This window comes from Nocardia sp. NPDC004415, assembly GCF_053602435.1.
In genome coordinates, this window is sequence record NZ_JBSGDP010000046.1 from 1 (window position 1) to 20,050 (window position 20,050).

Here is a 20,050-nt window from a genome sequence, read left to right on the forward strand (position 1 = left end):
CGAGGAGGGATCGCCGACGAAGTCGGCGGTTCGCGCCCGTCCCGTCGATCAGGTGCCGTGGCGTACGCGACGAAGGAGCAAGCCACGGTGCCTGATCGACGGGACCGCCCAAGGGGCGCGAACTCGAGCGCGCCAGCGCTCAAATAGACGCAGCGTCGATCACGAAGCGGTACTGGACATCGGAGGCGATGACGCGGTCGTAGGCGGAGTCGATCTCGTCGGCGGAGATGAGTTCGATGTCGGCGCCGATGCCGTGGGAGGCGCAGAAGTTCAGCATCTCCTGGGTCTGGGCGATGCCGCCGATCATGGAACCGGCCAGGGAGCGGCGGTAGGCGGCGAGGTTGCGGCCGTGCACCGTCATCGGGTTCTCGGGCAGGCCGAGGATGACCAGGCTGCCGTCGAGGGCGAGCAGGCGCAGGTAGTTGTCGATGGGCAGGTCGGCGGAGACGGTGTTGATGATCAGGTCGAAGCTGTTGCGCAGCTGACGGAAGGTCTCCTTGTCGCTGGTCGCGTAGTAGTGGGTGGCGCCCATGCGCAGGCCGTCGTCGCGCTTGCGCAGCGACTGGCTGAGCACGGTGACCTCGGCGCCCAGCGCGGCCGCGATCTTCACCCCGACGTGCCCGAGCCCGCCCATACCGATGATCGCGACCTTCTTGCCCGGTCCCGCGTTCCAGTGCTTGAGCGGGGAGTACAGGGTGATGCCCGCGCACAGCAGCGGCGCGGCGACATCGAGGTCGATGCCCTCGGGGATCGCGACGACGAAGTTCTCGGTGACCACGATCTGGGTGGCGTAGCCGCCGAGGGTGTAGCCGCCGGGCTGGGTCTCCTCCGGGACCGGGGAGTTGTAGGTCCAGCTCGCGCCGCGGGCGCAGTACTGCTCCTCACCGGCCAGGCAGGGCTCGCACTTGCCGCACGAGTTCACCAGGCAGCCGACGCCGACCCGGTCGCCCACCTGGTACTTGCGCACCGACGAGCCCACCGCGGCGACGATGCCCGCGATCTCGTGGCCGGGGACGCACGGGTATCGGGTGCCGCCCCACTCGTCGCGGGCGGTGTGGATGTCGGAGTGGCAGATGCCCACGAATTTGATGTCGATCAGCACGTCGTCGGGGCCGAGGTCACGGCGTTCGATGGTGACCTTCTCGAAGGAGCCATCGGCGGACGGCAGGGCGTAGGCAGCTGCTTTGCTCATGTCCCTATGCCTACCGGCGCATGTGTCGTTTGCCAAGCCACCGCATCCGGATCGAGACCGGCGCGCGGGGAATCGCGGGTAACAATGGAGGAGTCGGCTCGCGAGAGAGGACACGCACGTGCGAAGTGGACGGGTGCTGGCGATGCTGGTCGTCGCCGTGTTCGGGGTCGCCGCGTTTCTCGGATTCCGCGGTGAGCTGACGCTTCCCGGTTCGGGCCCGGTCGGCGAGGTGGCCGCCATCGCCCAGGCCCCGCCGCCGGTTCCGCTGGACCCGGTGCTGGTGGCCGGGCAGATGCAGCCCGCGCTGGTCAATATCGAGGTCGACGCGTCACCGCTGGGGATCGCCGCGGCGGGTTCGGGCATCGTGCTCACCGAGGACGGGCAGATCCTCACCAGCCACCATGTGATCAAGGGCGCCGAGCAGTTGAAGGTGACCGATATCGGCAACGGGCTGGTCTACGAGGCCACCGTGCTCGGCTACGACTCCTCGGCCGATATCGCGCTGCTGTCGCTGGCCGGTGCCTCCGGGCTCACCGCCGCGCGGCTGGGCACCTCCGCCGACCTGCGCATCCGCCAGGACGTGCTGGCCATCGGCGACGCGGGCGGCGACGGCGGCGAACCCACTGCGGTCGCGGGGCCGATCACCGACCTGGACGCGGCCATCGTGGCGATGAACTCCGCGGACATGTCCCGCAAATCGCTGCGCGGGATGGTGGAGATCGCCGCGCCGGTGGTCGGCGGGCAGTCCGGTGGCGCGCTGGCCGACGGGACCGGCGCGGTCGTCGGGGTGATCACCGCGGCCTCCGGTGAGCGCACGCCCGCCGAGCTGGAGAGCAGACCAGCCAACGGCTACGCGGTGCCGATCGACACCGCCCTGCGGATCGTCGACCAGATCCGCTCGGGCATCCCCACCGACACCGTCCACATCGGCCCCACCGCCACCCTCGGCGTCCAGATCGTCGACGCCCACCCCACCGCCGGAGCCCGCGTGACCTGGGCGTTCTACGGCCAGCCCGCCCGTCAGGCAGGCATCACCGACGGTGACGTGATCACCGCCGTCGACGGCACCACCGTCACCACCGCCAAGGCCCTCAGCGCCGCCATCAACATCCGCAAACCCGCCGACCTGGTCCGCCTCGAGATCACCGCCCCCGACGGCACCACCCGCACGGTAGAAGTCGTCCTCGCCACCGGCACCCCCAACTGACCGCGTCCGGCTGGACGGCAGGCAACGATTGCGTCGAGCTTGGCCGGCAATCGGGGGGAGTAGTGGTAGGCATGGGAAATGGTGAAACATTGGGATGAGCCTGTTGTGGCCGCGTTGCGGGCCGATGGGCAGAATGTGGCCGATCTCGATACTTCGGCGACGCCTGGGTTCACCGGTGACAAGCGACTGGGGAAGGAACTGCTCGGTGAGCGGGGGCAGGTGCTTTCGGAGTTGCAGGAGAAGCTGTTCGCGCATGGGCGGACCGGGGGGAATCGCAGTGTGCTGCTGGTGTTGCAGGGGATGGATACCGCGGGGAAGGGCGGGATCGTTCGGCATGTGATCGGATCGGTTGATCCGCAGGGGGTGGATCATGCCTCCTTCGGTGTGCCGACCTCGGAAGAGTCGCAGCACGATTTCCTGTGGCGTATCCGCAAGCGGCTGCCCGCGCACGGGCAGCTCGGGGTGTTCGACCGTTCGCATTACGAGGACGTGCTGGTGGTGCGGGTGCACGAGCTGGTGCCGCAGTCGGAATGGGAACCGCGCTACGAGCTGATCAACGCCTTCGAGAAGGAGGTCGCCGCGATGGGGACCGTCATCGTGAAGGTGGCCATGTTCGTCTCGCTCGACGAACAGAAGCGCAGGCTGCGGCAGCGGCTGGAACGGCCCGACAAGTACTGGAAGTTCAATCCCTCCGACATCTCCGAACGCGCCTACTGGCCGGAATACCAGAAGGCGTATCAGGACCTGCTGGCACGCACGAACACCGACTACGCGCCCTGGTACGTGCTGCCCGCCGACCACAAGTGGTATGCGCGACTGGCCGTCACCGAGCTGCTGATCGACGCGCTGACCGGCCTCGATCTGGACTGGCCGCCCGCCGATTTCGACGTCGCCGAGCAGCTGCGCAGGCTCGACGAATCCTGATCCGGACTTTTCGGAAAATCTCAGGTTCGGCCCGCATGATGTCCCCGACGGGGGTGACACCGAACGAAAGGCGTGTGACGACGTGAGCACCGGCAAGAACCCGCTGGCAGCGGCCGAGGCAGCCGACAAGCGGCGCAAGGTGGCGATCCAGATCGGTGTCGCCGCGGTCCTGGTCGCGTTGATCGCGGCCATCGGCATCGGGATCGCGGTCAACCGCTCGGACTCCGACTCCGACACCGCGTCCAGTTCGATGGCCCAGCTCCCGGCCACCGGTGGTTCGGTCACCGATACCGGCACGGTGCGCATCGGCAATCCGGACGCCCCGGTGAAGGTGCGCGTCGTGGCCGACCTGCAGTGCCCGGCGTGCAAGGAGTTCGAGGCCGCCAACGGCGCCGCGCTGGCCCAGGCCACCGCCGACGGCACCGCGGTCGTCGAGTACCAGATCATCTCGTTCCTCGACAAGGCCTCCACCAACCAGTACTCCTCGCGCGCGGCCAATGCCTCGTTCTGCGTGGCCAAGTCGGACCCGAGCAAGTACCAGACCTGGTTGCAGACGATGTTCGAGAAGCAGACGCCCGAGGGCGGCGCGGGCCATTCCGACGACGAGCTGATCGAGATCGCCACCGAGGTCGGCTACACCGATCCGGCCGTGGCCGAGTGCATCGAGGGCAAGCCGTACGCCGACTATATCCAGCAGGTCACCCAGGCCACGCTCACCAGCGGGGTGAAGTCCACGCCGTCGGTGTTCATCAACGGCGAGCTGAACCAGACCGACGCGATCTTCACCGAGAACGGCCTGGCCGCCGTGATCGCTGACGCCGCGAAATGATCACCGCCCCCGCCCGTGCCGCCTGGCTGCTGCTGATCGCCGGGCTGGCGGGCTGGCTGGCGTCGTTCGCGCTCACCGTCGAGCGGTTCAAGCTGTTCGTCGACCCCGACTACGTCACCTCGTGCAGCATCAACTCGGTGCTCTCGTGCGGCTCGGTGATGAAGACCGACCAGGCCGCGGTGTTCGGGTTCCCGAACCCGCTGATCGGCGTGGTCGGCTTCTCGGTGGTGGTCACCCTCGGGGTGCTGTCCGTGGTCGGGGTCGGTTTCCCGCGCTGGATCTGGGGCGGGCTGTGGCTGGGCACCGTGCTCGGCGTGGCCGGGATCTGCTGGCTGATCTTCCAGAGCCTGTACCGGATCAACGCGCTGTGCCCGTACTGCATGGTGGTCTGGGCGGCGACCCCGATCCTGTTCGCGGTCACCACCCAGGAAGCCTGGTCGCGCTCACGCGGCCCGATGCGCATCCTCGCCGAATGGCGCTGGACCCTGGTCGTGGTGTTCTACGCCGTGGTCCTGCTGCTGGTGTTCCTGAAGTTCCAGGATTACTGGCTGAGCCTGGTCTAGCCCGGCTTCGTGGCCTCGACGTACTGCATGAAGCGGTGGACGTGCTGGTCGATCTCGGTGAGGCCGGACTCGGCGAACAGGCGGGGGAAGGTCTGCCGGTCGAACAGGCGCAGGCCGCCGACGCTCGCGGCCAGGGTGGTGGCGGTGCCGAAGAGATTGTCCTCGCGGAAGCTGGTGGTGATGGCGATGCGGCCGCCGGGGGCCAGCACGCGGATCATCTCGCGGGTGGCGGCGATCGGGTCGGGGATGAGATAGAGGGCGCCGAAGCAGCAGACGGCGTCGAAGGTGCCGTCGGCGAAGGGCAGGGTGCGCGCGTCACCGCGGACATAGCCGACGCGCGGGCCCGCGTTGTCGACGGCGGCCTTGGCCAGCATCGGCTCGGAGTAGTCCAGGCCGGTGACATAGCCGTCACCGGTGAGGTGCTCGCTGAGGTGGCGGGTGAAATTGCCCGGGCCGCAGGCGAGGTCGAGCACCTTGTGCGCGGTGCCGTCGATGCGCAGCGCGCTGACGGCGTCGCGCCGGTCGCTGCCGGTGGTGCGGCCGCTGGCGAGGTAGAACAGCGCGGGTCGCCACGCGTGTTCGTAGACCGCCGCCAGCGCCGGGGCGTTCATGGTCCTGCGGGCGAGATTCACTGGCGGGTGACCTCGATGGTCATGCCTGCCTCGCGCAGTCGCGCGGTGAGCGCCTCGCCCATGGCCGAGGCCGGGGTGAGCACGCCGGCGCGTTCGGGCAGCTGGTCGAAGGCCAGGCACAGGCCGCTCTGGCCGAGCAGCACGGCGGTGGCCTGGTAACCGGGGTCGCCGGTGCCGGAGAAAGTGGCCTGGTACTTGGCGCCGGAGCTGGTGCGGGCGAAGGTCTTCATGGTGAACCAGCCGCTGCGGCGGGCCTGCTCGCTGGGACCGGTGCCGGGCTTGGGCAGGATCCGGTCGAGCAGCTTGCGGCCCAGCGACACCCGCGACAGCACCGCGCCCGAGGCCATCCCGGCTACGATGCCACCCGCGATCCCGGCCGCGACCAGCGGCGCGGCGGGGGAGTTGCCCGCATTCATCACCTCGCGGTAGCGGAACTGCTTGCCGTAGGCCCAGCCCAGCAGGCCGTTGGTGCGGCGCACGACCTTGGTGTTGTGCGAGGCCATGATGAAGGTGGTGACCCAGCCGTCCAGGCTCGGGTCGATGTTCTCGGCGCGCGTCAGGGCCTGGTCGGACTGGCGGCCCACGTCGGGTTCCATGCTGCGGTCCGGGCTCAGCGAGTACGGGTGGGCCAGGATCTTGCCGCGGCTCGAGTCGGCGGCGACGTCTTCCATCATGGCGCGGCCGGAATCGATGGTGCCGCCGCTCATGCCGCCCTTGAGGGAGGCGACCAGGGTGGTGTCCTCGAGTTCGCCGGTGTCGTCCGCGACGGTGGCGCGGTAGATCTCGTAGACGCTCAGATCCGACGGAATCGAGTCGTAACCACAGGAATTGACGATCTTGGCGCCGGATTCGACGGCCGTCTGCTCGAACTGCTCGATGGCGTCGTGGATGAACAGCGGCTCGCCGGTGAGGTCGGCGTAGTGGGTGCCCGCGGCGGCGCACGCGCCCAGCAGCGGGAGGCCGTAGCGCAGGTACGGGCCGACCGTGGTGACCACCACGGTGGTGCGTTCGGCCATCGCGGCCAGCGAGGCCGGGTCGCTGGAATCGGCGACCACCAGGTCCCAGTGCGCGGCGGCCGGTCCCAGATCGGCGCGGGTGGCGGCCAGCTTGCCCGCCGAGCGCCCGGCCAGCGCGATCTTCGCCCCGGCCGGTGCGGCGGTGAGCAGGTATTCGGCGGTGAGTTTGCCGACGAATCCGGTCGCGCCGAACAGGATCAGGTCGAACTCACGGGACTGCGGCATGGAGCTGCCTTTCATCGGGTGGTGGCCTTGCGGGGCTTCTTGGCCGGTTTCTGCGGGCGGGCGGCGAGCCACTCGTGATGGGCCCGGCCCAGCTCGGTGACCGGCGGTTCGTCGTAGAGCCATTCCCTGGCGATCGAATGCCAGTTGGCGGTGCAGTCGAGCTGGCCGAGCATGCCGAAGGTGAGGAAGTCGGCGCGGCGGGAGAACAGGTGCTCGGGCGGCAGGTTCTGCTGCTTCATGCCGGTGAACTCGCTGGCACGCGGGTCGACGGCGAGCAGGAACGCGCCGCTGGCCAGCTCGGGGGTGATGGTGAGGGTCTCGTCGACCAGACACCATTCGGAGGCGGCGAGCACGTACTCGAGACACTCCTCGGCGCCGATCTCCTCGGGCGAGTCGATCACGCCGCGGTCGATCATGAGCTGGCGCAGGTCCTCGGCACGTTCCTCGGCGGCCGCGCGCAGACACAGCTTCTCGAAGTGGACCAGCTTGGGGTCCATCCGGTTGAACAGGCCGAAGTCCAGGAAGGCGACGCGGCCGTCGGCGGCCAGCAGCACATTGCCCGGATGCGGGTCGCCGCAGAACTCGTTGAAGGTGAACAGCGAGCCCACGTAGAACCGGTAGATGATCTCGCCGACGCGGTCGCGCGCGGCGGCGGGCATCTTCGCGATGTCCTCGAAGCCGGTGCCCTCGATGAACTCGCTGACCAGCACGCGCGTGGTGGACAGCTCCGGCACCGCGTCGGGCACCACGATGAACGGGTGCCCCCGGTAGAGGGTGGCGATCTCGGACTGGGTCGCGGCCTCGGCCCGGTAGTCGAGCTCGGCCTCCATGTTGAGTTTCAGCTCGTCGAGCACGGCCGGGGTGATCCACGGCATCGCCGAGGCCAGTACCCGGCGGAACATGGTGAGGTTCTTCAGGTCGGCGCGCACCGCGATGTCGACGCCGGGGTACTGCACCTTCACCGCGACACTGCGTCCGTCGTGCAGGCGGGCCTTGTAGACCTGCCCGATCGAGGCGGCCGCGATCGGCTCCGGATCGAAATCGGCGAACAGCTCGGCCAGCGGGCGGCCGAAGTCCTGCTCGATCACCTCGCGCATCGACTCGAACGACACCGTCGGCGCGGCATTGCGCAGCACCGCCAGCCGCTGCTGGAAGCGCTCGCGATGGTCCTCGGGCACCAGATCCAGGTCCAGGACCGACATCATCTGGCCCAGCTTCATGGCCACGCCCTTCATGGTGCCGAGCACCATGACCACCTGTTCGGTGGTGCGGATCATCGACTCCTCGGCCATCCGGGCGCGCACCGCCTCCGACCTGCCCCGCATCGAGAGCCGGGTCTTCTTGGAACGGATGACCGAACTCGCCGCTACCGCCCCCAGCTTCGTCCCGCGGGCCAGCCGGGATGTCGGCACGTTCTTCGCCATCGAGGTACCTCCGTTGGTGCCGACGCGCATGACGGCACACGGCCGCCTGCGGTGACGCAAGCCACAGCGCCCCGCTCGGTTCAGCGTAACCAACCGCGCGGCGATGTCGAGCCCCCCTCCCGGGAAGGCCGGAAACCGCCGGTCAGGACGTCGCGGGCGGGATCTCGGGGAGTTCGTGCGTCTGTGCGGTGAAGACCTCGGGCGAGCCGCCCGCCTTGGCCACGCCCTCGATGGCGCTCCACGCCATCATCGTCAGGTAGTCGATGACGTCTTGGCGCGGCATGGCCTTCTCGGTGGTGGTCCACCAGTGCGTGGCCAGCTGGATGCCGCCGACGAGCACGTAGGACCACAGCATCGCGCCGTCGGTGCGCACACCCTTGGCACCGGCCCGGTCGATGAGCACGGCGGTGACGACCTCGGCGAAGAGGCGTTCGAATTCGGCGAGCGAGGACTTGTCGCCCGCGGTGTTGCTCATGATGAACCGGTAGACCTCGGGGTCGTCGTCGACGGTGCCGACGTACTCGGTCATCGCGGCGCGCACCAGCTGGTACTCGTCGGCGTCGAGGTTGATCGCGCCGTAGATACGTGGCAGCAGCGTGGTCTCGATGAAGCGCTGCATGGTGGCGTGCACCAGGTCGTTCTTGTCCGCGAAGTAGCGGTACAGGACGGTCTTGGACACGCCGATCTCGGTGGCGATCTCGTCCATGCCCGCCTGGCTGCCGCGGACGCGGATGGCGTTGAGCGTGCCGTCGACGAGCTCTTCGCGGCGGTCGATCTTGTGCTGACGCCACCGCCGTTTGCGGCCGTCGACGCCGCCGCCGCGCACGGCGGCCCGGCCGGTGGGCTCGCCGATCTCGACAAGGTCTTCGGTGGACAGAACAGCCCCCTTGTGATCGATGTGGCCTCTCTCGGGATACAGCTTATGCCCGCTCGTGTGGGGCGTCGCTCGTTTGGGCCACGTTGGGGCATTTACCACACTGCGGTCGGTACCCGCGCGTTATTCGAACCGCGCGGTTCGCTCGGTTCGTGGGCCGCGCCACGCGGGTGGGCGGCGGCGCGGCGGGCGCGCGCACAGCAGAATGGTGGCTATGGAGAAAGCTCCCGGCACCACGGCGGTGCTCGCGCCGCGCACCGAGCCCGCGCCGCCACCCGCGGGTTTCGCGCTCATGACCGACGAAGCGGGCAAACGACGTGACCTCTTCAAGATGAAAGCGCTGGCCACCGGCTTCCTGGTGGTGGCAAGCGTGGTGTACCTGCTGTGTCGCTGGATCGAATCGCGCGGCGGCGGTGGCGAGTGGGTGGGCTATGTGCGCGCCGCCTCGGAGGCGGGCATGGTCGGCGCGCTGGCCGACTGGTTCGCGGTGACCGCGCTGTTCAAGCACCCGTTGGGCCTGCCGATCCCGCACACCGCGATCATCCGCAAGAAGAAGGACCAGCTCGGCGAGAGCCTGGGTTCGTTCGTCGGCACGAACTTCCTGGCTCCCGACGTGGTGTCGGCGCGGCTGGACTCGGCCCAGATCTCGCTGCGGGTGGGCCGGTGGATGGCCGATCCGGGCCACGCCGCGCGGGTGGCGCAGGAGAGCGCGACCATCCTGACCGCGGTGGTTGGCGTGCTGCGCGACGAGGACGTCGAGCAGATCATCGACAACACCATCGTCAAGCGGATCGCCGAGCCGCTGTGGGGCCCGCCGATCGGGCGGGTGCTGTCCGAACTCATCGCCGACAACCGGCAGCTGCCGCTGATCGACCTGCTGGCCGAGCGCGCGCACCAGTGGGCGCTGGGTTCGCAGGAGACGATCGACCGGATCGTGCTGCGCGACGCGCCGCAGTGGGCGCCGAAGTTCGTCAACACGCTGCTGGCCGAGCGGATCTACCGGGAACTGGTCGAGTTCACCTGGAAGGTGCGCTCGGACCCGGAGCACGAACTGCGCCGCGCGGCCACCCGCTTCCTGCAGGAATTCGCCGACGATCTGCAGCACGACGAGGCCATGATCGCCAAGGCGGAGAAGGTCAAGGCCGAGATCATGGGCCGCGAGCAGATCACCGGCATGGCCGAGGCCACCTGGCGCGCGGCCAAGCGGCTGATCCTGGAATCGGCCGAGGACCCCGATTCCACGCTGCGCCGCAAGGTGGCCGAAAATGTGCAGCAGCTCGGTGAGCGCTTGCGCGACGACCCGGCGATGCGCGGCAAGGTGGACGGCTGGATCGACCGCGGCGCGCGCTATCTGGTCGGTAACTACTCCGCCGAGATCACCACGCTGGTGACCGACACGGTCGCGCGCTGGGACGCCGACGAGGCGAGCCGGAAGATCGAACTGCAGGTCGGCCGGGATCTGCAGTTCATCAGGATCAACGGCACGGTCGTCGGCTCGCTCGCGGGTCTGGCCATCTACACGATCTCGCAGCTGATGTTCGGCTGAGAGAACCGTTAACGGAACCTGTGCTAACACAAGTGCTTGCAATAGCTAGCACCCTGTCCTAGTATTGAAGACACAACGCCAGAAGGTGAGTGATGGCAGACCAGCCCGAGGGCCGCGTAGCGCACGCGGCGCAAGATATCGGAGGTTTCATCAGGTCCCAGCGCGAAGCCGCGCAGGTGTCCCTGCGTCAGCTCGCCGCCCTGGCAGGGGTGAGCAATCCGTACCTGAGCCAGATCGAACGCGGATTGCGCAATCCCTCCGCCGAAGTACTCGCGCAGATCGCCAAGGCACTGCGGGTCTCTTCGGAGGTGTTGTACGTGCGGGCCGGATATCTCGAGCAGCGCCCGCACAGCCCGGTCAGGGACGCCCTGCTGGCGGACACTTCGGTGACCGAACGGCAGAAACAGGTGTTGCTGGAAATCTATGAGTCGTTTCGCCGGGAAAACGGGGATGAAACCGGCTCAGGGGGGAACGAACGGGACAGCGACGTTTCGTTCACGACAACTGACACTCCGCCACGCCAGGAGAACGAAGACTGATGACCGAGAAGACCGCTACCGTGACCAAGCCCCTGTTCGCCACCGTCGGTGCCGGTGACGCGATCTACACCGCCGTGAACGACGTCGTCGCCGACGTCCGCGAGCGGGTCGCCACCACCGATGTGCAGGCTCGCGTCGACGAGGCCCGTGAGCGCTTCGCCAACGTGCCCGCCGATGTGCAGGCCCAGTTCGAGACCATCCGTGAGCGCCTGTCGGGCCTGCCCTCGGAGCTGCCGGAGGACCTCGCCGAGCTGCGCGAGAAGTTCACCCCGGAGGAGCTGCGCAAGCTCGCCGAGCAGTACTACCGCCAGGCGCTCGACATCTACGCCGACCTCGCCGTGCGCGGTGAGGAGACCGTCGACCGGCTGCGCGCCAACCAGGCCGTCGACGAGCAGATCGGCCGTGTCGAGACCCTCTACAAGGACGCCTCCGCGCGTGCCGAGGACGCGCTGGCCAAGGTCAACGACCTGCTGGGCCGTGGCAAGGTCGAGGCCGAGAACGCCGTGGCCAAGGCCGAGACCGCTGTCGCGAAGGCCGCGGCCGTCGTCGACGCCGAGGTCGTCGACGTGACCACCGAGGCCGTCGCCGCCCCGGTCACCAAGGCGCCCGCCGCCAAGAAGGCGCCGGCCAAGAAGGCCCCCGCCAAGAAGGCCGCGCCCAAGAAGATCTAGTCGTCCACGGCCCGTCAGGGCCTCGGACGCGCTGATTCGGCGGCCCCGCACACTCCTGGTGTGCGGGGCCGCTGTTCGTATGATGGGGGTGTGAACATGGTGCATGGATTGACGTCGGTGATCCTGCTGGTCCTGTGGCTGGCCGCATTCGGCGCGACGATTTTCGCCCTGATCCATGCCGTGCGGCAGCGCGCGGAGGCGTTCACGGCGGTGGACAAGCTGACCAAGCCGATCTGGCTGGCCATCCTGGCGGGCGCGTTGATCTTCCTGCTGCTCGGGGTGGGTGGATTCATGCTCACCTCGTTCATCGCGATCATCGCCACCGGCATCTATCTGGCCGATGTGCGGCCGAAGGTGGACGAGGTCCAGCGCGGCCCGCGCTGGTAGGAACTCGCGCGCGACTCTCGCGTTTCAGTGGTACGCGGTGTTACTGTATCTAGCAGTAACACGAAGGAGTGTGCCGATGCGTGCAACGTTGCCGACGGCTCTGGTGAATCTGGTCGATACGGCGTCCGCCACGATCAAGACCACCTTGGCGGCCCACCGGGCTGATCTGCGGACCCGGACCCACGGGGTCGCCGCCTTCGACCCACCCCGGGCCACCCCCGAGGTGACGACCGTGGTCACCGCCGACGGCGCCCGGTTGCGGGTACACGCCTACGGCCCCGTCGACGCGCCGGTCATCGTGTTCGCCCACGGCTGGACCTGCTCGATCGAGTACTGGAACGCCCAGATCAACGCCTTCGCCGGCGAGTACCGCGTCATCGCCTACGACCAGCGCGGCCACGGCGAATCCACCAACGGTTACGCCAAGCCGAGCCCGGCCCTGCTGGCCGACGACCTCGAGGACGTCCTCGAGGCGACCCTGCTGCCCGGTCAGCGCGCGGTGCTCGTCGGCCACAGCATGGGCGGCATGACGCTGATCTCCTGGGCCGGTCGCTACCCCGAGAAGGTCACCGAGCGCGCCGCCGCGGTGCTGCTCACCAATACCGGCGCGCACTCGCTGGTCGAGGTCTCCACCATGGTCCCCGGGCTGAACAAGCCGCTGCGCCTGCTGCGTGGCCGCGCCATGCCGACGCCGACATGGCTGGGCAGGCTCATCCTCGGCACGCCGGTGGTGTTCCCGCCGATCAAGCCGGTGCGCTGGATCTTCGCCCGGCAGGTGATGACTCTCGACACCCCGCGTCCGACGCTGGACTACGCGCTGTCGGTGGTGCGCGGCTGTCCGATGATGGCGCGCTCGCGCTGGGGGCTGGTGCTGGCCGCCCTGCACCTGGGCGACGACGCCCGCAACCTCGCGGTGCCCACCACCGTGCTGGCGGGCGACCGCGACGACCTCACCCCGCCCCTGCACGCCCAGCGCCTGGCCGAACTGCTGGCCGCCGCGGGCAACCTGGCCGGGCACAAGGTGCTGCCCACCGGGCATCTGGGCAATGTCGAGCGCTACGACCTGTTCAACGCCGAGCTGGCCACCGTCCTGGCCTCGGTCCGTGAGCCCGTGCGCGCCCTGGCCTGACCGCCTGCGAGACTGTGGGCATGAGTTCTGCCCCCCTGACCTCGGATGATCGCCGGTTCGTGCTGACCCTTGGCTGCCCGGACCGGCCGGGCATCATCGCCAGGATCTCCTCGTTCATCGCCGAATTCGGCGGCTCGATCGTGGAGGCCGGTTACCACTCCGACGGGGACACCGGCTGGTTCTTCACCCGCCAGGCGGTCAAGGCCGCGACCGTGCCCTTCGGCATCGACGAACTGCGCGCCCGCTTCGCCGAGGTGGCCGCCGAGTTCGGCCCCGAGACCGACTGGCAGCTGCACGACTCCGGTGCTCCGCGCCGGGTGGTGCTGCTGGTGAGCAAGGACGGGCACTGCCTGCACGACCTGCTCGGCCGCGCCGCCGCCGGTGAGCTGCCCGCCACCATCGAGGCCGTCATCGGCAACCACCCCGACCTGGCCGGGATGACCGAGGCGCACGGCGTGAAGTTCCATTACGTGCCGTTCCCGAAGGACCCGGCCGAGCGCGGCCCCGCCTTCGAACAGGTCCGCGAACTCGTCGACGGCCACGATCCGCACGCGGTGGTGCTGGCCCGCTTCATGCAGGTGCTGCCCGCCGCGCTGTGCGAGCACTGGGCCGGGCGGGCGATCAACATCCACCACAGCTTCCTGCCCTCGTTCGTCGGCGCGCGGCCCTATCACCAGGCCTACGCGCGCGGCGTGAAGCTCATCGGCGCGACCTGCCACTACGTCACCGCCGAACTGGACGCGGGCCCGATCCTGGAGCAGGACGTGATCCGCGTCGACCACGCCGACGACGTGCGCGACATGGTGCGTCAGGGCCGCGACATCGAGCGGGTGGTGCTGGCCCGCGGCCTGCGCTGGCACCTCGAGGGCCGGGTGCTCGTGCACGGCAGGCGCACGGTGGTCTTCGAGTGAGGGCTCAGAGCGCGTAGAACGGCGCCGGGTAGCGGAATTCGCCGCTGACGGCCGGGTCGTAGGCGGTGAGCGGGCGCACCTGGAAGTACTCGGCCCATTCGGCCTCGTCGGGCACGATGCCGAGCCGGGCGCCGGGCACGAAACCGAACCGCGAGTAGTAGACCGGGTCGCCGACCAGGCCGACGACCGGTTCGTCCATCGCGTCGGCCGCCCCCAGCGCGGCGTGCATCAGGGCCGAGCCGATCCCGGTCTTGTGCCGGTCGGGGTCGACGCCGAGCGGGCCCAGCGCGAGCACCGGGAACGGCCCGATTCCGGCGCGGGTGAGCAGGATGTGCCCGACGACGGTGTCGTTCTCCAGGGCCACCAGCGAGAGCGTGGGCATCCACGACTCGTCGGCCCGTAGCGCCTCGACCAGGGCCACCTCGGGTGGCTCGGTGACGGCCGGGTCCTCGGCGTAGTGCGCGGCGAACGCGCCCCGATGGATCTCGGCTATGGCCGGAGCATCGATGGGTATCTCACGGCGGATGAGCACTGTCGCCTCCGTAACATTGCGGCTGGCGCCGCGGATTTCGGCCCTTAACTCCCACCTCTTCCCTCCCTGCGGGTACTCCTTCGTCGCACCCTCCGGTCAGTCCAGAGGTGGGAGGCGGGCCGAAATCAGTCGGTGGCGGTCGACGGAACCGCCAAGTGTAAGTCTTCCCGACCTGGGTACCGGCGCGCAATGAAGTTTCGGTATTCGCCGATGTGCCAGACTCGTTTTCATGACCGTCTCGACGCCACCGACCCGGGCCGACGTGGCCGCGATGATCGACCACACGCTGCTCGCGCCGCAGGCCACACCCGCGCAGGTGAGCGCGCTGATCGAGGACGCGCGGGCGCTGGGGGTGTACGCGATCTGCGTGTCGCCCTCGATGCTGCCGGTGCGGGCGCCGGGGCTGGTCGTGGCGACGGTGGCCGGTTTCCCGTCCGGCAAACACCACTCGCTGGTCAAGGGGGCTGAAGCCCGGCTGGCGGTGGATCAGGGCGCGGCGGAGGTCGACATGGTGATCGATGTGGGTGCCGCGGTGGCCGGTGATTTCAACGCCGTGCTGGCCGATGTGATCACCGTGCGCGAGGCGATCGGCGACCGGGCGGTGCTCAAGGTGATCATCGAGTCGGCGGCGTTGAGCGACGAGGCGATCGTGGGCGCGTGCCGGGCCGCCGAGCGGGGCGGTGCCGATTTCGTGAAGACCTCCACCGGGTTCCATCCGGCGGGCGGGGCGAGTGCGCACGCGGTGCGGCTGATGGCCGAGACCGTCGGAGCGAAGCTGGGCGTCAAGGCCAGCGGCGGCATCCGCACCGCCGAGGACGCGGCCGCGCTGATCGCGGCGGGCGCCACCCGGCTCGGACTGTCGCAGTCGGCGGCGGTGCTGGCGGGCTTCCCGGACTGAGCCCGGGTCAGCAGGTGAACTGGGCCTGATCGGTGCCATTGCTGGTCGATTCCAGGGTGGTGCGGCCGCCTTCGAGGTGCACGATGATGCCGTCGTCGGTGACCTGGAGGTCCTTGGCCCGCAAGCCCAGCGGGTAGCTCTGCAGGCTCTGGGTGAACGTCTCGACGATGCCCTGCACCAGGTCGGTGGGCAGGCCGATGCCGAGCAGCTGCGCGGACTTGGTCTCGACCGTGACATTGCCGTCGCGCACCGAGGGCACCACCTGGAGCTGGGCCAGGCCGCCGAGCACGTCGAGGGTGATGGTCTTGTCGCGCGCCGAGGACGACACGCCGCTGACCATGCCACCGAGGGTCTGGCGGATGCCGTCGTTGTCCCAGGTGACCTCGGCCTGTGAGCTGCCGATGGTGCCGCCGCCGTTGTTCTTGTCCAGCTCGATGTCTTCGAACTCGGCGTGCACGACCATGCCGACGGCGGGACCGAACTTGTTGTCCTCGCTGTCGATGGTCACCGAGCCGACCTTGCCGTCGAGATAGGTCAGCAGCATCGGTTTCGGGCCGAAGCCCACGTCGATGCTCGACCCCATCTGCTGCTCGAACGAGCTGCTGATGCAGCGCGAGACCTGGTGGCGGGCATAGGCTTCGGTGCCCGCGATGGCCGCCACGAGCAGCACGGCGACCACGGCGACCGCGATCACCAGCGTGCGCCGACCGATCTTGGGACGTTGGGGCGTCTGTGTGCTCATGCCATCGGATTCTTCCTCGAGATTCTGTGCCCGCTCTGAGGACGCAGTGAAAGCCCTCACAGCAAAGTGTGACCTGGCGCACTCCGCGCGGCGTAGCCTGGATCCATGACTGGCGAGGGTCGGCGCCGGCTGACGGGGACGGCGGAACATCGGTGGCGGGTGCTACGGCGCCTGGCGGGGCGCCACGCGGGCTTCTTCACCACCCGTCAGGTGCTGCGGACCGGATGTGAACTCCAGGTCAGGGCGGCACTGGGCGACGGGTCGGTGACCAGGGCCGGGGTCGGCATGATGCGGCTGACGCAGTGGCGGGCCGGTCCGCTCGACGAGTACGCGATGTGGGCGGCCTGGTTCGACGGGGCCGCGGCGGTGTCGTATCAGAGCGCGGCGGAGTTGCACGGGCTCGGCAGGTTGCAGCCGCGGTTCCTGCATCTGTCGGTGTCGGCGGGGCGGCCGCCGGTGACGCCACGGCTGGTGCTCACCCGGCGCAGGCTGGCCGATCCGGACATCGAGTCGGCGGGGGCCTTCCTGGTGACCACGCCGGTGCGCACGGTACTGGACCTGGCCGAGACCGAGATCTCCCAGCGCGCCCTGGACGAGGTGGTCGCCGACGCGGTCGCCATCCACCGCTGCGACACCGACGAGATCCGCTGGGGCGGGCAGCTTCTGGCGCCCCGGGCGGCGGCGCGGGTGCGGCGGGCCCTAGCCGGGGTCTGACCAGCCGTTCGGCGCGACCGTCGACCACGGCACCGACAGCACACAGTCACGCATCCGGCGCCGGTAGGCGCGCACGGGGAAACCGTTGGCGCGCAACATCCGCGCGGTCTCGCGCCAGCGCACGCGCGGGCCGTAGGGGGCCAGCGCGGCGGCGCGCTCCCAGGACTGGTCGGCGGCGGTGAGCAGGGTGTGCACCCGTTCGCCCGGAATATTGCGGTGGATCAGGACTTTCGGGAGGCGCTCGGCGATATCGGAGGGGCGTTCGACGGTGAACGGGTCCCAGGCCAGGGTGAGCGAGAGCGGGCGGTGCCGGTCCAGCAGCACCCAGGCGCTGCGGCGGCCGAGCTCGTCGCAGGTGCCGTCGACGAGCAGGCCGCCGGGGGCGAGATTGCCCTGGATGCGCGACCACGCGTCGGGGACCGCGTCCTCGGGGTACTGGCGCAGCACATTGAACGCGCGCACCAGCACCGGGTGCAGCCCGGCCAGTTCGAAGCCGCCACGGGCGAAACGCACGCCGTCGCGACCCGGCACGACGCGGGCCGGGTCGATCTCGAGCCCGACCACGCGCAGATCGGGGCGGACGGTTCGCAGCCGCGCGGCCAGTTCGAAGGTCGTCCAGGGGGCGGCGCCGTAGCCGAGGTCGACCACCAGCGGGTCGGGGGCGTCACGCAGGCGGGTGGTGACGAGTTCGTCGTTGACCAGCCAGCGGTCGCAGCGGCGCAGCCGGTTGACCCCGGTGGTCCCGCGGGTGATCGTGCCGACCGGGGGCAGGATCTTCCGGCGGGAGCGGGGGTCTGTCACGGGCGGACGGTATCTACGGGTTGTTCGCCGTCTCGGGGGCCTGCGCGGCCAGCCAGCGCGAGGTCTCCTCCTGTTCGGCGCGGAACAGGTCGACCAGGTTCACCAGCATGAGCTGCTCGAGGCGCGGGCCGACCATGGGGATGAACACCTTGGCGGTGGGGGAGAAGCGCATGGTGGCGCCGGTCTCGGTGGGGAACAGGCGGATGGTGCCGTTGAGGCTGCCCGGGCCCGCCGGGATCGACGCGGAGAACCTGCCCTCGGTCTCCTCGTGCTCGAACGGGCCCCAGCTCTCCTTGCGGGTGATGACCATGTCCTTGCGCATCACCGTCTGGGCGATCTCGGGCAGCATCTCCCGCGGCAGGGTGTGCGCGAGCACGACGTCGATGCCGTCCTCGCTCACCTCGTGGCTGACCACCTCGTTGTGCGGTGCGTACTTACGCATCTCGGCGACGCGCGCTTCCCAGTAATCCCTGCTCCGCAGTGCCGCGTACAGCTCTTCGGTGGTGTGCAGCGGATAGCGGGCGGAGTAGTCCAGTCGACGTGCCATAGCCGGACACGTTACCGCTCAGTGCGTGGCGAGCCACTGTTCGGTGAAAGCGGCCTCGTTGTTCAGCAGCTCCAGCAGGTGCTCGGAGATGGCGGCCTCGATCTTGCCGCCGAAGAGCGGGATCTTCACCTCGATGGTGCCGGTGACGGTGGCGGTGGAACCGGTGCCGTCGGCGGCCAGGGTGGCGGTGGCGACGACCTTGGCGGGCGCGCCGTCGACGTGGGCCTCCACGGTGCCGGAGGTGCCCTGGTAGGTCTCCACGCGCGGGATGACCAGGTCGCCGGGGCGGACCGCGGTGATGGCGGGCGGCAGCTGCTCGGCGGGGATCGCCTGCACCATCTGCACGCGGACCCGGTCGCCGTCGGCGCTGAAGGAATCGATGCGGGCGCCGGGGCCGCCGACCTCTTCGATCCGGGCCTTCCAGTACTGCTCGTCGGAGAACGCCGCGCGCACCGCTTCGACCGGATGGGTGTAGCGAGCGGTGTACGCCAGAGGTGTAGCCATGCGCGACACGCTACCGTCCTAGACGTGCGAACAACACGGGTGGTGTCCTCCGATCAGCTGCGTGACCTCCTGTCCGGGACCGGGGCGGTGGTGCGCGAATCGGTGCGATTGTCCGAATTGACGACGTTGCGCGTCGGCGGGCCCGCGCTGCTGGCCGAATGCGGTAGCACCGAGGCGCTGATCGCGACCGTGCGCGCCCTGGACGCGGCCCGCATCCCGGTGCTGCTGCTCGCGGGTGGCTCGAACCTGCTCATCGACGACGCGGGCTTCGACGGTGTTGTGGTGCGGGTGGCGAACACCGGCGTCGAGCTGGGTGCCGACTGTGTGACGGCCGAGGCGGGCGCGAACTGGGACGAGGTCGTCGCGGCGACCGTCGAGGCCGGGCTGGGCGGGCTGGAGTGCCTGTCCGGTATCCCCGGCTCGGCCGGGGCGACGCCGGTACAGAACGTGGGCGCCTACGGCGTCGAGGTCGCCTCGCTGCTGCGGCGGGTGCGGCTGCTCGACCGCAAGACCGGTGAGGTGCGCTGGGTCGAGCCCGCCGAACTCGGTTTCGGCTACCGGACCAGCGTGCTCAAGCACAGTGACGACGCGGTCGTGCTCGCGGTCGAGTTCGCCCTGGACCCCGGCGGTGCGAGCGCGCCGCTGCGCTACGGCGAGCTGGCGAAGGTCCTCGGTGCGGACGAGGGGGAGACCCGCCCGGCCGCGCGGGTGCGCGCCGAGGTGCTGCGGCTGCGCGCGGGCAAGGGCATGGTCCTGGACCCGGCCGACAACGACACCTGGAGCGCGGGCTCGTTCTTCACCAACCCGGTCGTCGCCGAGGACCGGTTGCCGCAGGTCCTGGCCGCCATCGCCGCCCATGTCGGCGAGGACGTGCGGGTGCCCACCTACCCCGCGCCCGACGGGACCAAGCTCTCGGCGGGCTGGCTGATCGAACGCGCCGGGTTCGCCAAGGGCTTCCCCGGCGCCGACGCGGCGGCGCGGTTGTCGACCAAGCACACCCTCGCCCTCACCAACCGGGGGTCGGCCACCGCCGCCGACATCGTCGCGCTGGCGCAGACCGTGCGCGCGGGCGTGCAGGAACGCTTCGGGGTCACCTTGGAGCCGGAACCGGTCACGGTGGGTGTGACCCTCTAGACAGCTTCGCCGGGCGGCGGGCCCGAAATCGCGGCGTACATTCGATGCGTGAGCAAACTTTCGGTAACCGCCTCGTTGCGTGCGCGCGGGGCGGCGGGACGACGTGCGG

General features: G+C 69.6%; 24 protein-coding genes. 14 read left to right on the forward strand and 10 right to left on the reverse strand.

The genetic code is table 11. The annotated features are described in order from the left end of the window. Positions 1–139: 139 nt before the first annotated feature. Positions 140–1,192 carry an NAD(P)-dependent alcohol dehydrogenase gene (locus tag ACWEMY_RS20630; RefSeq protein ID WP_452391316.1) on the reverse strand — a complete coding sequence of 351 codons (1,053 nt, stop codon included), beginning with the start codon at positions 1,190–1,192 and terminating at the stop codon, positions 140–142. Positions 1,193–1,310: 118 nt separating this feature from the next. Here ACWEMY_RS20630 and ACWEMY_RS20635 point away from each other — a divergent pair, with 118 nt between their 5' ends. The 4 genes from ACWEMY_RS20635 to ACWEMY_RS20650 all read left to right on the forward strand — a co-directional run bounded on the left by ACWEMY_RS20635 (position 1,311) and on the right by ACWEMY_RS20650 (position 4,715). Beyond that, entirely contained in the window at positions 1,311–2,399 is a 1,089-nt protein-coding gene (locus tag ACWEMY_RS20635; RefSeq protein WP_452391317.1) for a S1C family serine protease, read from the forward strand. A gap of 78 nt (positions 2,400–2,477) precedes the next feature. Then, a complete protein-coding gene (locus tag ACWEMY_RS20640) occupies positions 2,478–3,323 on the forward strand; it encodes a polyphosphate kinase 2 family protein (protein WP_452391318.1) in 846 nt (281 codons plus the stop codon). A gap of 82 nt (positions 3,324–3,405) precedes the next feature. After that, positions 3,406–4,152, forward strand: a complete 747-nt coding sequence (locus ACWEMY_RS20645; RefSeq protein ID WP_452391319.1) for a DsbA family protein — start codon at positions 3,406–3,408, stop codon at positions 4,150–4,152. Continuing rightward, the gene (locus ACWEMY_RS20650) at positions 4,149–4,715 is read left to right on the forward strand and encodes a vitamin K epoxide reductase family protein (RefSeq protein ID WP_375930536.1); all 567 of its coding nucleotides are present in this window, start codon (positions 4,149–4,151) and stop codon (positions 4,713–4,715) included. Before ACWEMY_RS20645 ends, ACWEMY_RS20650 begins: the two co-directional genes overlap by 4 nt. On the opposite strand, the gene ACWEMY_RS20655 is transcribed toward ACWEMY_RS20650, so the two are convergent. Genes ACWEMY_RS20655 through ACWEMY_RS20665 form a run of 3 tightly spaced genes read right to left on the reverse strand, consistent with a single transcriptional unit; the run spans position 4,712 to position 7,865 of the window. Continuing rightward, positions 4,712–5,347 carry a class I SAM-dependent methyltransferase gene (locus ACWEMY_RS20655; protein ID WP_452391320.1) on the reverse strand — a complete coding sequence of 212 codons (636 nt, stop codon included), beginning with the start codon at positions 5,345–5,347 and terminating at the stop codon, positions 4,712–4,714. The genes ACWEMY_RS20650 and ACWEMY_RS20655 overlap by 4 nt on opposite strands. Further along, complete coding sequence (locus tag ACWEMY_RS20660) at positions 5,344–6,588, reverse strand: saccharopine dehydrogenase family protein (protein WP_452391321.1); 1,245 nt, start codon at positions 6,586–6,588, stop codon at positions 5,344–5,346. Before ACWEMY_RS20660 ends, ACWEMY_RS20655 begins: the two co-directional genes overlap by 4 nt. An 11-nt stretch (positions 6,589–6,599) precedes the next feature. Further along, the gene (locus ACWEMY_RS20665) at positions 6,600–7,865 is read right to left on the reverse strand and encodes an ABC1 kinase family protein (protein WP_452391322.1); all 1,266 of its coding nucleotides are present in this window, start codon (positions 7,863–7,865) and stop codon (positions 6,600–6,602) included. On the opposite strand from ACWEMY_RS20665, the gene ACWEMY_RS20670 reads away from it, so the two are divergent. Beyond that, complete coding sequence (locus ACWEMY_RS20670) at positions 7,837–8,067, forward strand: hypothetical protein (RefSeq protein WP_375930524.1); 231 nt, start codon at positions 7,837–7,839, stop codon at positions 8,065–8,067. The two genes, ACWEMY_RS20665 and ACWEMY_RS20670, sit on opposite strands and share 29 nt — an antisense overlap. An 87-nt stretch (positions 8,068–8,154) precedes the next feature. On the opposite strand, the gene ACWEMY_RS20675 is transcribed toward ACWEMY_RS20670, so the two are convergent. After that, entirely contained in the window at positions 8,155–8,838 is a 684-nt protein-coding gene (locus ACWEMY_RS20675) for a TetR/AcrR family transcriptional regulator (RefSeq protein ID WP_452391323.1), read from the reverse strand. A gap of 262 nt (positions 8,839–9,100) precedes the next feature. Here ACWEMY_RS20675 and ACWEMY_RS20680 point away from each other — a divergent pair, with 262 nt between their 5' ends. The 6 genes from ACWEMY_RS20680 to purU all read left to right on the forward strand — a co-directional run bounded on the left by ACWEMY_RS20680 (position 9,101) and on the right by purU (position 14,069). Then, positions 9,101–10,432: a DUF445 domain-containing protein gene (locus ACWEMY_RS20680; RefSeq protein WP_375930521.1), complete on the forward strand. Its 1,332-nt coding sequence runs from the start codon at positions 9,101–9,103 to the stop codon at positions 10,430–10,432. A 92-nt stretch (positions 10,433–10,524) separates the two neighbouring features. Next, complete coding sequence (locus ACWEMY_RS20685) at positions 10,525–10,971, forward strand: helix-turn-helix domain-containing protein (protein WP_336088229.1); 447 nt, start codon at positions 10,525–10,527, stop codon at positions 10,969–10,971. After that, positions 10,971–11,642 carry a heparin-binding hemagglutinin gene (locus ACWEMY_RS20690; protein WP_452391324.1) on the forward strand — a complete coding sequence of 224 codons (672 nt, stop codon included), beginning with the start codon at positions 10,971–10,973 and terminating at the stop codon, positions 11,640–11,642. The genes ACWEMY_RS20685 and ACWEMY_RS20690 overlap by 1 nt, the downstream gene beginning before the upstream one ends. Before the next feature lie 96 nt (positions 11,643–11,738). After that, entirely contained in the window at positions 11,739–12,029 is a 291-nt protein-coding gene (locus tag ACWEMY_RS20695) for a DUF2516 family protein (RefSeq protein WP_375935508.1), read from the forward strand. Positions 12,030–12,105: 76 nt separating this feature from the next. Then, a complete protein-coding gene (locus tag ACWEMY_RS20700; protein WP_375930514.1) occupies positions 12,106–13,158 on the forward strand; it encodes an alpha/beta fold hydrolase in 1,053 nt (350 codons plus the stop codon). 20 nt (positions 13,159–13,178) lie between these two features. Beyond that, positions 13,179–14,069, forward strand: a complete 891-nt coding sequence (purU, locus tag ACWEMY_RS20705; RefSeq protein WP_375930511.1) for a formyltetrahydrofolate deformylase — start codon at positions 13,179–13,181, stop codon at positions 14,067–14,069. 4 nt (positions 14,070–14,073) lie between these two features. Here the strand turns inward: purU and ACWEMY_RS20710 are convergent, their stop codons facing one another. Further along, entirely contained in the window at positions 14,074–14,601 is a 528-nt protein-coding gene (locus ACWEMY_RS20710) for a GNAT family N-acetyltransferase (RefSeq protein ID WP_452391325.1), read from the reverse strand. Between the two features lie 229 nt (positions 14,602–14,830). Here ACWEMY_RS20710 and deoC point away from each other — a divergent pair, with 229 nt between their 5' ends. Then, positions 14,831–15,499: a deoxyribose-phosphate aldolase gene (gene deoC, locus ACWEMY_RS20715; RefSeq protein ID WP_452391326.1), complete on the forward strand. Its 669-nt coding sequence runs from the start codon at positions 14,831–14,833 to the stop codon at positions 15,497–15,499. 7 nt (positions 15,500–15,506) lie between these two features. On the opposite strand, the gene ACWEMY_RS20720 is transcribed toward deoC, so the two are convergent. Beyond that, positions 15,507–16,241 (reverse strand): LmeA family phospholipid-binding protein, encoded by a 735-nt coding sequence (locus tag ACWEMY_RS20720; RefSeq protein ID WP_375930502.1) that lies wholly within the window; start codon positions 16,239–16,241, stop codon positions 15,507–15,509. Between the two features lie 105 nt (positions 16,242–16,346). Here ACWEMY_RS20720 and ACWEMY_RS20725 point away from each other — a divergent pair, with 105 nt between their 5' ends. After that, complete coding sequence (locus ACWEMY_RS20725; RefSeq protein WP_452391327.1) at positions 16,347–16,955, forward strand: hypothetical protein; 609 nt, start codon at positions 16,347–16,349, stop codon at positions 16,953–16,955. On the opposite strand, the gene ACWEMY_RS20730 is transcribed toward ACWEMY_RS20725, so the two are convergent. Genes ACWEMY_RS20730 through ACWEMY_RS20740 form a run of 3 tightly spaced genes read right to left on the reverse strand, consistent with a single transcriptional unit; the run spans position 16,941 to position 18,807 of the window. Further along, the gene (locus ACWEMY_RS20730; RefSeq protein WP_452391328.1) at positions 16,941–17,756 is read right to left on the reverse strand and encodes a class I SAM-dependent methyltransferase; all 816 of its coding nucleotides are present in this window, start codon (positions 17,754–17,756) and stop codon (positions 16,941–16,943) included. The two genes, ACWEMY_RS20725 and ACWEMY_RS20730, sit on opposite strands and share 15 nt — an antisense overlap. 13 nt (positions 17,757–17,769) lie before the next feature. Continuing rightward, positions 17,770–18,303: a DUF2505 domain-containing protein gene (locus tag ACWEMY_RS20735; RefSeq protein WP_375930493.1), complete on the reverse strand. Its 534-nt coding sequence runs from the start codon at positions 18,301–18,303 to the stop codon at positions 17,770–17,772. Positions 18,304–18,321: 18 nt separating this feature from the next. Beyond that, a complete protein-coding gene (locus tag ACWEMY_RS20740) occupies positions 18,322–18,807 on the reverse strand; it encodes a DUF2505 domain-containing protein (protein ID WP_375930490.1) in 486 nt (161 codons plus the stop codon). A gap of 90 nt (positions 18,808–18,897) precedes the next feature. Here ACWEMY_RS20740 and ACWEMY_RS20745 point away from each other — a divergent pair, with 90 nt between their 5' ends. Beyond that, a complete protein-coding gene (locus ACWEMY_RS20745; protein WP_452391345.1) occupies positions 18,898–19,941 on the forward strand; it encodes a UDP-N-acetylmuramate dehydrogenase in 1,044 nt (347 codons plus the stop codon). Positions 19,942–20,050 lie beyond the last annotated feature (109 nt).